This is a genomic window from Paenibacillus ferrarius (assembly GCF_002027705.1).
Classification (GTDB): Bacteria; Bacillota; Bacilli; order Paenibacillales; family NBRC-103111; genus Paenibacillus_E; species Paenibacillus_E ferrarius.
Genome location: NZ_MBTG01000008.1, coordinates 126201 through 141351 on the forward strand (window position 1 = coordinate 126201; position 15151 = coordinate 141351).

The following is a 15151-nucleotide window of genomic DNA, read 5'->3' on the forward strand; positions in this document are numbered from 1 at the left end:
GAAAGGCTGATCCAGATTAACTTTCCAGATCGTTGTGCGGTTCTTCAGTCAACGCAGCGATACTTGCAAGGAGACTAGTTGACTCCATAAAAAAATACCTATAAAAATTCCTTTTTTCATATGGAACCCATCCATTTTTTACAAAAGCACCTATCTTTAAGTTGTTTCTTGTGATATGTTTTTTTTCAATATAAGGACCAAAAGGAATATCATGAATCATTCGGCTGTGAAGTACACGCCGCTTTTCGAGTCAGCTTTCGCTGTTTAACTCGAAGAGCGGCTTATTTATTTCTAAGGGAGGCATGTCCGTTGAATGAAGCCAGGCAACTCGCTATTGAACATTTCTTAGAGCAGCATCTCGCTGTGCGAAAAGGAGAACGATTACGGAAGCTTAAAGAAGGGTTGGGTCACGGAGAAAAACTATTTCTGCAACAAGTTTGGTGGCCGGCATTCCGCAACTTTAACAACCTGCATCCTGAGTACGAAATCAAGGATTTCCGAGATGGTACCCGATTTCTAGATTTCGCTTTTTTTCATCATGCTTTAAAACTAGCTATCGAAATTGATGGTTATGGTCCTCATTCTTCACAGATAACCCGTCCCCAGTTTGCTGATCAGTGGATTCGCCAAAACCACCTCATCATCGATGGTTGGAAGATTCTACGTTTCTCCTTCGACGATGTTAAAGATCGACCCAGAATGTGCGAACAAATCCTGCAGCAATTTATGGGGCGCTTCCTCGGTGGACGAATATTAGCAGATATAACCATCAACTACATTGAGTCCGAGATCATCCGCCTAGCTCTCTCTGGTAACGGCATAATTAGACCAAGTGATGTGAGCAACCTTCTCCACTTCGGTATAAAAAAATCATGTGATATTCTTAAATCCATGTCTGAGAAACGATTACTCAAGCCCGCCGGAACCGGAACAAAGTGTATTAGGAGCTACCGTCTGCATGAGCATACACAAGGCATCTGGGAAGAGCAAAATCAGCTTAGAGGTAGCTGAGACTGCTTTTTTCACCCGCTCGGGGCGGGGAGGCGGCAGATTCGGCGCTGAGACTGCCTTTTCGGCAGGCTCGCTCTTCTTTTTCTCGGCTCAGGCCACTTTTGGGGGCTGAGACTGCTTTTTTCGCCCGCTCGGGAAGGGGACGCGGCGGATTGGGTGCTGAGACTGCCTTTTCGGCAGGCTCGCTCTTCTTTTTCTCGGCTCAGGCCACTTTTGGGGGCTGAGACTGCTTTTTTCGCCCGCTCGGGGCGGGGACGCGGCGGATTGGACGCTGAGACTGCCTTTTCGGCAGGCTCGCTCTTCTTTTTCTCGGCTCAGGCCACTTTTGGGGGCTGAGACTACTCTTTTCGCCGGCTCGCCCCCCTCCAACATTTCAAACCAAAATAGAAATCAAAGCCTCATGAATCACTGAATTCGATGCCACCAAGGTGGTATCGCTTAATTCAAAAGCCTTTCCTGCCGCATTGGTTACCTGACCGCCCGCTTCCTGCAAGATGACGAGACCTGCGGCGACATCCCAAGGATACAGTCCATCATGCCAGAATCCGGTTAATCCTCCGGACGCGACGAGGCAAAGATCCAGACTGGCTGCCCCCAAAATACGCACGCTCCGCGCCTTGCCCGTCATCCGTCCGATTTGCTCCACAACGACGGAGTTCGGTTTCCAGTCTTTGGCCTGAAATCCTGTTGCCAACAGGGCTTCGCAGATGTCTTGTTCCTGCCCGACATGAATGGGATCATCATTCAAAAAAGCGCCTCCGTGTTTCCGAGCCGAGTAAAGCTCATCTGTCACGGGATTATACACGATTCCGATTAACGGACACCCGTCTTTCATGACGCCTACGGAAATGGCAAAATGGGACAAATGATGGATAAAGTTGATTGTGCCGTCGATCGGGTCAATAATCCATCCGTATCCTTGGCGCGGCTCCTGCAGCATCATATGGGAATCCTCCCTTCCGCCATCGGTTTCCTCCGATAAAATCCAGTGATCCGGGTAATCCCGACAAATTTGATCACGAAGGAAATGTTCACTATGCATATCCACTCTGGTCACCAGGTCGGATTGATTCTTTTTTTCCTGAATTTGCAAGGGTTTCTTCATCAGTTCCATGATTAGTCCACCCGCTGCTTTGACATACCGGATTGCGTCCTGCATGATAGCATCTTCGTACGCTAGTTGTTCATTCATATGTTCTCCTCTCATCAAGCTGTCAAATGGGTTTATGGGGATGATTTGATTAAGCACAAAACACCCGTCATGATAAGCAGCATGCTGCCTAATTTAGCAAAGTTAACAGGGCTTTGAGGGACGCCCATGAGTCCAAAATGATCGATAACGGTCGAAGCAATCAACTGCCCGGCCATAATCAAAACAAAAACCGGAAGGGTTCCAGTTCTCCCAGCGGCATAGGATACCCCGAACATGATGCAGACTCCCATCATTCCGGCAATTCCCATCCATGGAATCACCTGTTGCTGCAAAGGAGGGGCCGATTTGATCCGCCATAATAGAAAAGTGGCAAGCGCAATTTGCGCAGCCGAAACACCGATAATCATGCCGTATTGGCCCTGTATTTTACCGATATAAGCATTGATCATTCCTTGTGCAACACCTAACAAGCCCGCTGAAAAAGCAAGCAAAAGGCTGATTTTATTACCTAGCATAGATTGCGCCCCAGTCTCTGTAGCTGCCATTTTTCACAATTTAATTGCCGATTTCAACCAAGATACCTTTGTTATGTATTTGGATTTTTTCTCCAGAAGCGAAGCTGCCTGTCATATATAGGGAAGCCCTTGTACACAAGCGAAGTTCGTTCCACTCCCCTTGCAGAGGGATGGACCGTTCCATGCTGATGGGGATGATGCAGTGCTCTGGTTTAATCCAAGCTAGAATACGGGAATTAAAGCCGTCCTTCATGCCATGGTGCGAAACTTTCCAAATCAGGCTGCTGATATCTGTCCGCTGAGCGAGGCGCTCCCACTCTGGTTCCAATAGATCACCACCAAAAAGCACGCTCGAATTCAAATCTTGCTCATCGCTGAGCCGATATACTGAGCTGTCATGGTTTGATAATTCAAAGAAATCAATGAGGGTTTCACACACTTCTTTACTTTCAGCACTAGAATGAGCAAGAATGCTTGCCAAACGTTCGTAAGCCGGCAATGTATCACCTTTCCACGGATAAAGCTGCGAAAGCCTAATGCCGTCCTCCGACCATATTACGGAATCAGCGTTAGATCCGTACTCGTCACGCCATTTTATGGCAGTCCCTTGCTGGGCTAATACTTCAATTAACTCCAAATAGGAGGCTAACATCAAATAAACTCTCATGGCGAAGCTGTCACCCTGCTCTTGAACGAGCTGCTTGGGTGGAAGCAGGAAAGGTTTGTAGGGCAATATCGCCTTATTGACTATTTTAACCTTCGCAATATCCAGGAGTCCTTGCAGATGGTCATTGTGAATATGGGTCAGGATCATCCATTCCAAGCAATCCTTCCTATTCCGGTTCATCCATAACAAGGGATGATCTTGTTCATCCGAGAATGTGCCATCCCCTCCATCGATCAATGAAACGGAGCCTGAAGGATGCTGAATCAGATGAGCGTCACCCCAACCGACATTAAGAAACTGAACTTTGGCTTTATTCATTTACCAATCTCCTTTTTGGATTAGATTGCATGTCGCTATTTTTCGAAAGGCAGCAAATGAATTTTATATTTATCCAAACCCACATACACGTTCCCTTTCAGGTAACCTCTCACACTAGGACTAGCATCATCAACAATCCATTGCAGCGGTGATGCATTAATCCAATATCGAATCATTCGTCCCAAAAAGCTGCTTCTTTGTATTTCACCGCTCCACACATTATCACCAGCAACCGGATCTTCACTGATTGTGATGCATTCCGGTCTAATCACTAAGGTCACCTGATCCCCTATGCGAAAGGAAGTGTAACTCTGATGCACCCTGAACACGTCCGAACCGCATTTTACAAGCAAATCCTTATCTTCAAAAGCTGTTACTTCACCATCTATAAAATTGGCTGTCCCCACGAAATCGGCGATAAACTTGCTTTCCGGCTTAAAATAAATTTCCCATGGATCGCCCACTTGGCCGATACGGCCTTTGTTGAATACCGCAATCCGGTCCGAGATCGACAAGGCTTCATCCTGATCATGAGTGACAAAAATCGCGGTTATCCCTAAACGCTGCTGCAATTCTCTCAATTCATTCCTAACTTCGACTCTCATCTTAGCGTCCAAATTGCTGAGGGGTTCATCCATTAAGAGGACCTGCTGCCCCATGATCAGCGCTCTGGCGAAGGCAACACGCTGCTGCTGCCCACCGCTTAGTGCTCTTGGCAATCTATCCTGCAAGCCCTGAAGCCCGAACATGCTGAGCATAGCGTCTACTTTCTCTTTGGCCTCTTGCTTGGACAGCTTCTGCAATTTCAAGCCATACGAAATGTTTTCTTGAACGGTCATATGCGGAAAAAGCGCATACTCCTGAAAAACTAACGGCGTATTCCGCTTGAACGGCGGCAATCCATTCACATTTTTGCCTTGTATCGAAATAGATCCGGCATCCGGCTCATAAAATCCGGCAATTAGACGCATCAGTGTTGTTTTGCCGCAGCCGCTTGGCCCAAGCAGCGTAGTGAAGCTGCCGACAGGAATATCAAGCGACACTTGGCTGATCGCCTCGAAATCACCAAAGCGTTTGGATACATTTGAAATTCGGATCATCGGTTCTTCTGTCTTCATGATTTCCTCCGCTTAAAGTTCTATCGATTTTCCTTGTTTCCTGAAAAAATACTGAGCTATGCACAACACAGCGAAGGCGATGGAAATCAGCACAACGGTAAATGCCGAAGCACTCCCCCATTCTCCGTTCTGAACCAAGCCAAGTATAGACACTGTGCCTACAGAGGTTTTCGCTGAATAAATAAAGATGATGACGCTTAGACAAGTTACGGATCGAAGAAACGACACTACAATACCCGAAATGAATGGTCCTTTCAATAACGGAAGCACAATCCTTCTGAGCGTTGCCAAACTGTTCATGCCCAGATTGAGCGATGCCTCTTCGAGTGCCCCGCTGATCTGTTGAAGTCCTGCAAGACTCGCACTATAGCAGGTAGGTAAATTCCAGAACATAAGCGCCAAAACCATGATGACTGAAGTACCCGTAAGCAGGAACGGTTTCTCATTAAAAGCCATGGCGAAGCCAAGTCCTAAAAAGATCCCCGGAACAGCGCCAGGCAAGATAGCCAGAAAATCAAGCAAACGGTTGATGCCAATACGTTTTCTTTGAACAATGTAAGCAAGCGGAAGGGCAAACAATCCAGCTGCCAATGAAGCGAGCAAAGCATATTTTAAGCTATTCAGAATCTCTCTGCCCTTCGCTTCAACGTAATGGATATTTTGTAAGGTGAAGGACCAGTCGTACCCCCACGTCTTCGTAAATGCGCCATAAAACAACACGCCGTACACAGCAAGTACGATGAGTGTAATCAGCATGCAGCATGCAAACAGTCCCCATTTAACCGCAGACGGTATTGGATAATGCTCCAAAGATGTATCCTTTCCCGTTACGGTAACGTAGGATCGTTGGCCAACCCATATTCGGTTCCATACGAACAAGCCTAATGCCGGCAGCAAAAGAGCGGTTGAAAGAACAGCTGCCGAATTCAAATCAAACAACCCGGACATCTGCATATAAGCCTCCGTTGGCAGAACATTGAAATTGCCGGCAATAATCATTGGATTCCCAAAATCAGCCAGCACGTTCATTGCTGCAATTAGTGCTCCGCCTGCCAAGCCCGGTCTGCACAAAGGCAGAAAAACATTTTTGAATACTTGGAAATGGGTAGCTCCCATGTTATAAGCGGCATACTCCAAATTGACAGAGGTCGATTTCATCACCCCATGAATAACCGCGTACGCATAAGGAAAAAAGGTCATCGTCTGAACCAGCCATAAGCCGTGCCAGCCGTAAATATCGATTTTAACGTGCAAAATATATTTAGAAATAATACCTTGTCCACCAAAAAGCAGGATGTAAGACAAAGCCACAATAAACGGAGGTGACACGATCGGCAGCAGCGTGATAAAACGGAAGAGCGGTTTAAACGGAACTTTTAATCTTGTGATTGTATAAGCAAAAACAAAGGCGACAAGCGTACAGGAAACCGTCGATATCACGGTCATGAATAAACTATGCCAGGCAGCGCGATACCACCTTGGATACGTAATGAGCTTCAGATAATCCTCTACCCTGGAAAAACTGATGACCTTAACAATAGGCCAAATGACAAAATAACAAGCAATTAGAACGATAACTGCCACACCTATAGCTAAGACAGGCTCGCTTCTTAACTTCTTCATTTCTGCCCAGGTGTCTTTGATAGTCGTTGAAATCAAGCACTCCCCACACCTTTCGTTTATCAACAGGCACCTGCCCCTGGCCGGTTTGCGGCAAGAGGAGGTGTCATGTTTTTGTTGGATACTTAAACTTAATGGTTTACTTGCCTGTCATTTCCGTAAATTTCTTCACTACATCAGCTTTCATTGAAGATGCCTTGTCTCTGTCATAATTAACAAGCTTAACATCCTCAATCTTGATCATGCCGTCAGGTGGCGCAACGTCTTTTCTAACCGAGTAGCGATTGGACATTTGTGTATTCATTTCCCCAACCGGCTTCGTTAACAGCCAATCAACGAATTTCTTGGCATTTTCCGTGTTCGCTCCGCCTTTCACAACACCAACGCCACCGATTTCAAACGCCGTTTGCTCAGGAACGATAACCTTGATCGGGTAACCCTTTTTGGCGGATTTCACAATATCATGAGCCCAAGACATGGCGGCAACGAATTCTCCTGTAGCGGTAAGCGTAATGCCATCGCCTGCAGCCGGCGTATAATGATGCACATTCGCATTTAGTTTCTTGAGATAATCCCAACCTTTATCCTCACCCAATCGGAACAATTGATCCGCTATAAAAATGTAGCCGCCACCCGCTGTCGCCGGATTGGATGTAAGGAAAAGACCTTTGTAATTAGGATCCAACAAATCGTCCCAAGTCGCTGGTTCTTTGACGCCTTTGGGAGCCAGCTCCTTTTGAAATCTATCTTTATTGAGCACGATGCCCAGAACGCCCATATACCAGCCTTGCCAGAAGCCTTTCGGATCATTAAATTTCGCATCGATATCCTTGGCATTCGGGGAGCTGTATTTCTCAAGCAAGCCTTGCTGAGCCAAAGGTTCGTAGAACTCAACGGACCCTCCGACGAAAATGTCTGCTTGTGGATTCGCCTTTTCAGCTTGAATCCGTGTACTGGCATCTCCTGCGCCGTTTAAACGGATATATTCGATATCAATCCCTGTATCTTCTTGAAACTTCTTTTTAATTTGGACGATATCATCCTCATTTAATGCCGCATAGACAACTAGCTTTTTGGACTCTGGAGCTTTCGAGGGTTTGGCAGCTTCGCTGCTTGCCGCACTTGCAGGAGCAGCCGATGCTGCCGTTGTCTGCGTATTTTTGGCAGTCCCGCACCCCGATAAAACGGTAGTGATTGCGAATAATGTGACCATGGATAAACTCATAACACGCGCTTTTGGTTTCTGAAAAAACATGTCCATCCTCCTAATAGATCTATCTCTCTTATTTATCGAATTTATTGAGCTGTCACAGTTGCCGTTACTTTGGCCTGTCCATTGCTGGTCAGGGCATTGTTCCAAGTCATCGTATTACCTGGAGCTATCACGGCTGAGACATAGCCCATATCATCATCACCAGAGGTTCCGTCTGAATCATAAACATGAATTTCCACATTGGTATTGGATGGTTTGGCTACATAAACCGTGCTGTAACTTTCTGAGAAGTTAGGCCCGAACTCTGCATCGTTAGCCCCAAAAATGATGTTGTACGATTGATTCTTCGGCGCATCATTTTTCTTCCAGAATCTCGCATCAGTCTGACCTTGGCCATTCACATAGGCTTTGATATAAATATCGCTTTTCCCGCCGAACGGATCACGGTCTTCCAAGCTTTGTGCGTTGGTCAGAACAATTTTATGAGAATAGTAGGGATTAAACACATAGTTATGTGAGAAGTTGCCTAAACCGTTCAGATGTACATCGACTTGATGAGCCGGATCTGACCAGTTCATCCCTTGCAAAGCCGGGCCATCGTCGCTATCATCCCAGCCCCACGGTGCATTGGCCGAGTTAGGTGTGTGATTATCTCCGGCAAAGGTGCCCCATGAAGAAAAAATGTTAGGATCATTTCTTCGGCTCCAAAGATCGCCCCACTCGATTAAGGCATATCCATAGTGGTTCGTGTAGCTGCCGGATGTCGTTGTCGGAAACTGAGCTGTGCCTGTATAGTCATAAACGATGCCATCTCCACCGGGAGCACTCGATCCATCATAGGCCTTCACGCCATGTCCGCCGCTTGGGCTTTGTCCGTTCGCCTGACAGAAAACTTTGGGGTGGCTTCCGTCAAAAAGCACGCCGCCATCCACGTTGTCAGAGCCCGAAGTAATGCTTGGATCATTCGTATAGTCGTACCATTGGTTATGCGCCATTGTCTCCATTAATTGGAACGTTCCGTATGTAGATCCGTCTTTTTTGATGACAAGGAACAAACCTTCAAGATCATTTTCATGGGCATCAAGCGGTCTTGTGTAAGCATCATCTCTGGCGTGGAACAAATCATATTCAATAAAATAATGCGTAGTTGTTTCTGCCACCTTGTAATAAACATAGGCATTTTCATTGTAGTTGTTCAGATTATCCCAGTTATTTCGAGCCAGATAATCACCGTCATAGTTGAAATTCGTAATAAAGTCAGCTCTTACATCAAGATCGGCATTCACATCTTGGTAAATTTGCGGAGCCCAATGAGCAGCCAAATCCGAATAACTTGCGGCTTGTGTCGTGGCGCCGCCACTTAAGAAAGGAACGACCAATGTAAGTACGGTCATAACACTCAGAACTATTTTCTTCATAAAATAATGTCCCTCCGAGAATGAAGTTATTTTAAATTCAGAATAGCCGTCATGCTTACCCTCATCTGCCAGAAAATCGACTGTACAGAATCATTTCCGCATTATTTGCGAAAGCCCCCTTTCGTCATGTTCGTACGTCGTTCATGCTGTCTGACATCTCAAATTATAGGGACTTTCGCTTCTTAGTGTCAATGAATCTAATGTTAAATAATTGTGTAGATAACGCCGTCTATCAAGGTATCTGGGCCATAGGACAAGATAATAGTTGTTCAAAAAAACAAGGTTGTGATACACTTGAGTTGTCAGACAGCATTAAATTTTAGAGCATGCTTTACCCGAATTCGATCACATTTACGGAGAGGAATCGCTGAAATTTGGAAAAGAAATTGCTATACCTCAAGGTCAAAGAGGAACTCGAAAGAAGCATCAACGAAGGCGAGCTCAAGCCAGGGGAAAAGCTTCCCTCCGAGCCCGAGCTGGCAAAGAAATTCGAAGTAAGCCGTCCAACGCTTCGCGAAGCGCTTAAGATGCTTCAACGTGAAAAGGTTCTCATCAGCAAAAACGGCGTTGGAACCTATGTCAACACACGATCTGAGTTCATTATCCATCCGCTTAGCAAATTGCAAAGTGTCGGTCAGATGATCAAAAATCAGGGCTTTCTGGAAAGCGAGTCCGACATCAAGCTCTACACGCGTGAGCCGGAGGAAGATTGGAAAAAACAACTGCTCATTGACGAACCCGTTGTCATTCTGGAGCGTTCGCGTACAGCGAATGGCAACAAAGTGGCGTTTTATTATAATATCTTTCCACAAAGCTTGGTCCAAGGTCATTTGGATGGGGAGTTTTCGGGCGCTATTTTTGATTTTCTCCAAAGCAAGACGGGCATCCATATTGCTTATGCCATGACGGAAATCTGTGCAATAAACAGTTCCAAAAAAATGGATCAGAACGCGATTGACGTGCTTGGCAGCGAAATCATTTTGTTGAAGCAGCTTCACTTTGATGATAATGATAAGCCTATTTTCTATTCTTTGGACTACTTGAAAAATAGCGTCTTTAAATTTTTTATTAAACGTGAATAGATAGGCGCTAAGCTTACTAACTTCCAGGTAAGTAGATAACACTTTCCATACTATCTGCATTAAAAGTGCGTACTTTTGATGCCTCTTCTTATGGGTTATATTTAAATGGATAGAAACTTGTACCTGGAGGAGATAACTATGAAGTACAGTTACTTGGGACGTTCAGGCTTGAAAGTCAGCCAATTATGTTTAGGAACGATGAATTTCGGTGTAGATACAGATGAACAGGAAGCTTTTCGCATCATGGATGCCGCACTAGATGCAGGCATCAACTTCTTCGATACCGCTAATATTTACGGTTGGGGCGAGAATGCAGGACGCACCGAAGAAATTATCGGCCGCTGGTTCGCACAAGGTGGCAACCGCAGAGAGAAAACGGTTCTAGCCACCAAGTTTTATGGCGACATGCATGATGCGAACGACGGCCCAAATCGGGATGCCGGTCTATCCGCTTATAAGCTTCGCCGCCATTTGGATGCCTCTTTGCGCCGTCTTCAAACGGACCATATTGAGCTGTATCAAATGCATCATGTGGATCGCAATGTCTCGTGGGATGAGCTTTGGGAAGCTTTCCAAGTTCCTCTCAACCAAGGCAAAATCGGCTATGTCGGCTCAAGCAATTTCGCTGGCCGCGATCTTGTGAAAGCGCAATATGAAGCCAAAGCCCGCCATTTCCTTGGGCTTATTTCGGAACAGCACAAATACAGCTTGCTTTGCAGGCTGCCGGAGCTGGAAGTATTGCCAGCCGCGGAAGAACTCGGCATTGGCGTCATTGCCTGGAGCCCTCTAGATGGCGGATTGTTAAGCGGCAACGCCTTGAATCCTGTCCCAGGCTCCAGAAGAGCAAGCAACGCTGAGAATGTAAACAAGCACCGTGCCAAGCTGGAAGCTTTCGCGGCGTTATGCAAGGAGCTCGGAGAGAACGAAGCGAATGTCGCCTTGGCATGGACACTTGTCCACCCGGCGATGACAGCTCCGATTATCGGACCTCGTACCCTTGAACAGTTCCAGAATACACTGCGCGTAGTCGACATCGTACTGGATGAATCCACATTGAAGAAGCTAGACGAAATTTTCCCTGGTCCCGGTTCAGCTCCGCAAGCTTACGCTTGGTAATACAAAAAAGCCATTTCATCTGAACATAGATGAAATGGCTTTTTCTCTGATAGAACTCAATACCAGCTTGTGAACACAGAAGAAGTCCCGTACGCAAGCGGGAATGCCGCCCCCACCATCAGGATAGGTCCCCACCAAGTGAAGAAGGAGATTCCTGTAAACAAACTGATAAGGATAAGCGCTGGCAAGACGAGAACCGGAATTGCCGTTTGCAGGGCTTGATGCTTCGCTGTATCGGGCAGGGTGAACAAGGTCAGGAACGGTGTTGTTAGTTCACCCTTGCAGAAGGATTTTCTCCAAAAGACTAATAGAGAGGCAGATATAATCCAGATCGTGATTTTAAGAGGACCTGGCAGGACAAACATGACACCGCTGATCACAACGACGAATTGGATCGATTGCTTCCACTGGGTACCGTTTCGGAAAAATGATTTCGTTAACAAATCCGCGATCCCGTTGCTCGCCCCTCTGCCCTTGAACAAGCGTTGGGACCTTCCGAAGAAAAGCGGGTATTTCCGCGTTGATTTCCGTTTCCTTTCGATGACACGAATTAGCATCAGTGAGACGATTCTAAACCGCGCATCTCGCTCTCTAGCGATGTCCGTCAGGAAAGCCCCCTTCTCTTGCAAGCGTATTTTGCTTAAGAAAATAAACAGAACAAGCAAAACAAGATTAGCGGCCCAGCTGTACCAGATTTGAGCAGTCAATTCCGTCACCAATACGTAGTACAGGAAATAAAGACCTGCAAAGAGTACAATTCGTACCAGCCATTGAACAATCCCATGAATGCGCAGGGAAAGCAATTGGCGAAGCAGACCAAGGTTTATTTTCAAAAGATAGGTCAGCAGCCACAAGCAAATAACTTGCGTCAGGTTAAAGGAATCGGCTTGGATGAGCAGAGGCAGAAACACAAGCACTAACAATAACGTGGTAACGCCTTGCAAAACAAGCGAATACCGGTATCCAAGATGCATGAGATGCTGGAACCACTCCTGATTCTGCCGAAGGAAAAGCTGATCTCCCTCCTCAACAAAGTAACGAATCGTTCCAAGCCACGTGAACACATAGAAAACCGCGGTAACCAAGCCTAACGGTATCCAACTAAACCAAGATGGCTGAGTCCCCCACCAAGAGACATATTGATAACCGGCCACAATCATCAGCGGTATCACAAAATAAATTGCGATGATCCAATCCACAGCCATTCGCAAGGCGCGATATTGGAAGTGCCAATCCGAACGTACTCTTCGACTAAATAGCTGAAAGCTGCTCTTCATTTAAGCTGTCCCCCTCTCATAATAAAGAATGGAAACAATCGAATAAAGGGGCGTCCGGCATACCGCACTGCTGTTGAATGTCCTGCAGTGTTCCGTTAGCTACCAATCTGCCGCCTGATAGCAGCACGAACGAACTGCATATACGCTCTGCTGTATCAAGCACATGCGTACTCATCAGAATGCCTGCGCCGCGCTTGCGTTCTTCTTCCAACATGCCTAAGAAATCCTTAATTGCTTTGGGATCCAAGCCTATGAAAGGCTCGTCCACGATATACACATCCGGCTTGTTCAAAAAACCAAGAATCAGCATAATTTTCTGCTGCATCCCTTTGGAAAATTTCCCAGGCAATTGATGTTTCTCATCCAACAGCCTAAACCGATGCAGAAGATCGTCCGCACGCTCAAGGAAAACCTCTCGATCCAGATCGTAAACGGAAGCCGCGAATTCCATATGCTCCCAAAGTGTTAGTTCATCGTACAAAATCGGATGTTCCGGAATATAAGCATAGCTTTTCCGCTCGCCTATAAACGATATTTTGCCTTTAAAATCCTTCAATAAGCCAAGGATACTCTTGATTGTCGTGCTCTTCCCTGCTCCATTGGGCCCGAGCAGCCCGACCAATTCTCCTTGCTTCACATCAAAATGAATCTGTTTAATCGTATCCGGCTGCTCATCATAGCCGGCTTGATCAATATGTACGTTGAGCACTGCTAATCGTTCATCTGACACTTGTGGTCGCCTACCCTTCTACCTTCATCATATATCACGAACCTTCACATTCCAACATCGTATCATGAATTGCTCGTGTGGAACATGAATGTCAGATAAAAAAATAGGCATCTTCAAAAGAACCTATGGGGTTGGTAGTACCTCCATTTTACTAATGAGAGACAGCCTTTTTGGCAGGCTCAGCTGACTTTCCCGCGGATGCAGCCTTTTTCATTAATAGCAGCTACTCTTTAACAGAGCCTAACAAAGCACCCTTTGGAGCAATCTCCCAGCTTCAGCAAGATGCCACCCAGCCACCGCCCTCAAGCTAAAGCCTGCATAAGTGCAGGCTTTTTGGCTCGAATCATGTGAAATCATCACAAAGCCTGCGATTATGCAGGCTTTGTGAGCTTTTCCTTCCTGAATTCGGAAAAAGCTCTCCAAAGGATGCATTATCGCAGGCTTTTCCCTATTTCCCCTATATCCAAGAGAAAAAGATGCATATTTGCAGGAATGTACGAATCTGATGGACCTGAGGCCTGACTAGCTAGACTTCCTTTTCATATAAACTGCCTCGCCAGCTATGCTCGCCGGACTGCAATTGGAATGTTCCTCTATATGTAAAGTTCTGTTTGCGATAATAGCCATTCAACGCCTCATTCGAAGCCATGCAATCAAGTCTCACATATCTTTTGTTATGAGCTTTCACATATTCCTCAATCCACTTCAGCATGTATGGGCCAATGCTGCGCCCAGCTTGTGTTCTTCGAACCACAAAGCGATGCAAATAGCCTGAATCCTCATTGTGCAGCTCTCCCCACACGCTAGGATCAGACCATTGCAGCGCAAAGCTTCCTACAATTTCGTCGTTTATCTTCACGAGAAAAATTTGCCTGTTTTGAAAATAGGCCAATACGGTTTCGCGATTAAAATACTCCGGCCGCCACTGATCAATCCCATTGTCCAGCATCCAATGCGCTGCTTCCAGCCACAACGAAAGAACCTCGTCAACTTGCGAGGGGGAGGCTTCCAAGATGTCTATTTCGTGTAACATGATGAACCTCCAAAATTTCAATTACTAACTATTCCTATTGATTAACTTTCATATAAAACCAATTTTACCATCGATATCTTCTGCCTGTCAATTTATTAGCGACGCTGTCCAGCATACTAACCTTCTTCCCATTTGGCAAGTATGGTTGTCATAATGTCCTTTTTCGTCTCTTCCTCGAACCCATTTCTCAGCTCAATGATGAATTCAATAAACAATAAAGTGACCAGCTCGTTCAAGTCCATGTCCAGCGATGTCTCATATTTACAATCCCAATCCGCGAAAAATACAGCAATCCGATTCACTTCTCTGGGGTGAACACCGATGTTGAGAGTCAGATAGTCTCGATCCCCCATCCCACCCAACCGATGAGTCAGACTCCATTGAAATTTAGGAACACTGCGTATGGGTCGTACATCCTTGTCTGCTAATACAGAGTTTGCATGTAGCAGGTGACTGTAGTTTTCTCTCAAATCGAGCAGATAATCGTACAAATCATTTCCTTGGCGGACGCGATCCAGAAAATTATCAAATAAGAGCTTGACGATGAACGTTACATTCACGCCGACAAGTTCTTCGTTGGTTGTGTATTTCATGTCCTCAATAAACACTTCAGCCCGGTTAAAAAAGTCACGAGGCGCGCGAACTTTAACCGTATGGTAAACATCAACTGAGTCTCTGTTAAAAAAACTTGCCCATGATTTTAAAGTTAGCATGCAGCAGCGCTCCTCCTTATTCACTCTATTACTATGTATTCGAAATCTAGCAAACTTATGACAAGGAGATCAGATTGCTTGAACAAGCCGTAAAGAGGAGTTTTAACTGTGATACAAAATGTGTTTTTTGCGTGTTGACAGCTATATCGCATCGCGATATACTTCAC

The 15151-nt window shown here is 45.9% G+C and carries 14 protein-coding genes; 3 read left to right on the top strand and 11 right to left on the bottom strand.

Going from position 1 to position 15151, the window contains the following annotated elements:
- The first annotated feature begins 309 nt into the window (after window positions 1–309).
- Window positions 310–1011: an endonuclease domain-containing protein gene (locus BC351_RS10130; protein ID WP_244208944.1), complete on the top strand. Its 702-nt coding sequence runs from the start codon at window positions 310–312 to the stop codon at window positions 1009–1011.
- 373 nt (window positions 1012–1384) lie between these two features.
- Here BC351_RS10130 and BC351_RS10140 read toward each other — a convergent pair whose 3' ends face one another.
- The 7 genes from BC351_RS10140 to BC351_RS10170 all read right to left on the bottom strand — a co-directional run bounded on the left by BC351_RS10140 (window position 1385) and on the right by BC351_RS10170 (window position 9033).
- A complete protein-coding gene (locus tag BC351_RS10140; protein ID WP_158082045.1) occupies window positions 1385–2203 on the bottom strand; it encodes an inositol monophosphatase family protein in 819 nt (272 codons plus the stop codon).
- A 32-nt stretch (window positions 2204–2235) separates the two neighbouring features.
- A complete protein-coding gene (locus BC351_RS10145; RefSeq protein WP_158082046.1) occupies window positions 2236–2679 on the bottom strand; it encodes a DMT family transporter in 444 nt (147 codons plus the stop codon).
- A gap of 40 nt (window positions 2680–2719) precedes the next feature.
- Window positions 2720–3664, bottom strand: a complete 945-nt coding sequence (locus BC351_RS10150; RefSeq protein ID WP_079411400.1) for a ComEC/Rec2 family competence protein — start codon at window positions 3662–3664, stop codon at window positions 2720–2722.
- Between the two features lie 35 nt (window positions 3665–3699).
- Window positions 3700–4782, bottom strand: coding sequence for an ABC transporter ATP-binding protein (locus BC351_RS10155; RefSeq protein ID WP_144028338.1), 1083 nt, complete (start codon window positions 4780–4782; stop codon window positions 3700–3702).
- 12 nt (window positions 4783–4794) lie between these two features.
- Window positions 4795–6441: an ABC transporter permease gene (locus BC351_RS10160; protein WP_079411403.1), complete on the bottom strand. Its 1647-nt coding sequence runs from the start codon at window positions 6439–6441 to the stop codon at window positions 4795–4797.
- A 100-nt stretch (window positions 6442–6541) separates the two neighbouring features.
- Entirely contained in the window at window positions 6542–7657 is a 1116-nt protein-coding gene (locus tag BC351_RS10165) for an ABC transporter substrate-binding protein (protein ID WP_158082047.1), read from the bottom strand.
- 41 nt (window positions 7658–7698) lie between these two features.
- Window positions 7699–9033: a hypothetical protein gene (locus BC351_RS10170; RefSeq protein ID WP_079411408.1), complete on the bottom strand. Its 1335-nt coding sequence runs from the start codon at window positions 9031–9033 to the stop codon at window positions 7699–7701.
- 374 nt (window positions 9034–9407) lie between these two features.
- On the opposite strand from BC351_RS10170, the gene BC351_RS10175 reads away from it, so the two are divergent.
- Both BC351_RS10175 and BC351_RS10180 read left to right on the top strand, forming a co-directional pair.
- The gene (locus BC351_RS10175) at window positions 9408–10115 is read left to right on the top strand and encodes a GntR family transcriptional regulator (protein WP_079411410.1); all 708 of its coding nucleotides are present in this window, start codon (window positions 9408–9410) and stop codon (window positions 10113–10115) included.
- 138 nt (window positions 10116–10253) lie between these two features.
- On the top strand, window positions 10254–11231 hold the full coding sequence (locus tag BC351_RS10180) for an aldo/keto reductase (RefSeq protein WP_079411412.1): 978 nt from the start codon (window positions 10254–10256) through the stop codon (window positions 11229–11231).
- 56 nt (window positions 11232–11287) lie between these two features.
- On the opposite strand, the gene BC351_RS10185 is transcribed toward BC351_RS10180, so the two are convergent.
- From BC351_RS10185 to BC351_RS10205, 4 genes are all read right to left on the bottom strand, one after another.
- Window positions 11288–12508: an ABC transporter permease gene (locus BC351_RS10185; protein ID WP_079411414.1), complete on the bottom strand. Its 1221-nt coding sequence runs from the start codon at window positions 12506–12508 to the stop codon at window positions 11288–11290.
- Window positions 12509–12524: 16 nt separating this feature from the next.
- Window positions 12525–13238: an ABC transporter ATP-binding protein gene (locus BC351_RS10190; protein WP_244208945.1), complete on the bottom strand. Its 714-nt coding sequence runs from the start codon at window positions 13236–13238 to the stop codon at window positions 12525–12527.
- 526 nt (window positions 13239–13764) lie between these two features.
- Window positions 13765–14271, bottom strand: a complete 507-nt coding sequence (locus tag BC351_RS10200) for a GNAT family N-acetyltransferase (RefSeq protein ID WP_079411418.1) — start codon at window positions 14269–14271, stop codon at window positions 13765–13767.
- A 116-nt stretch (window positions 14272–14387) separates the two neighbouring features.
- Window positions 14388–14984, bottom strand: coding sequence for a hypothetical protein (locus BC351_RS10205; protein WP_079411420.1), 597 nt, complete (start codon window positions 14982–14984; stop codon window positions 14388–14390).
- Between the last annotated feature and the right edge of the window lie 167 nt (window positions 14985–15151).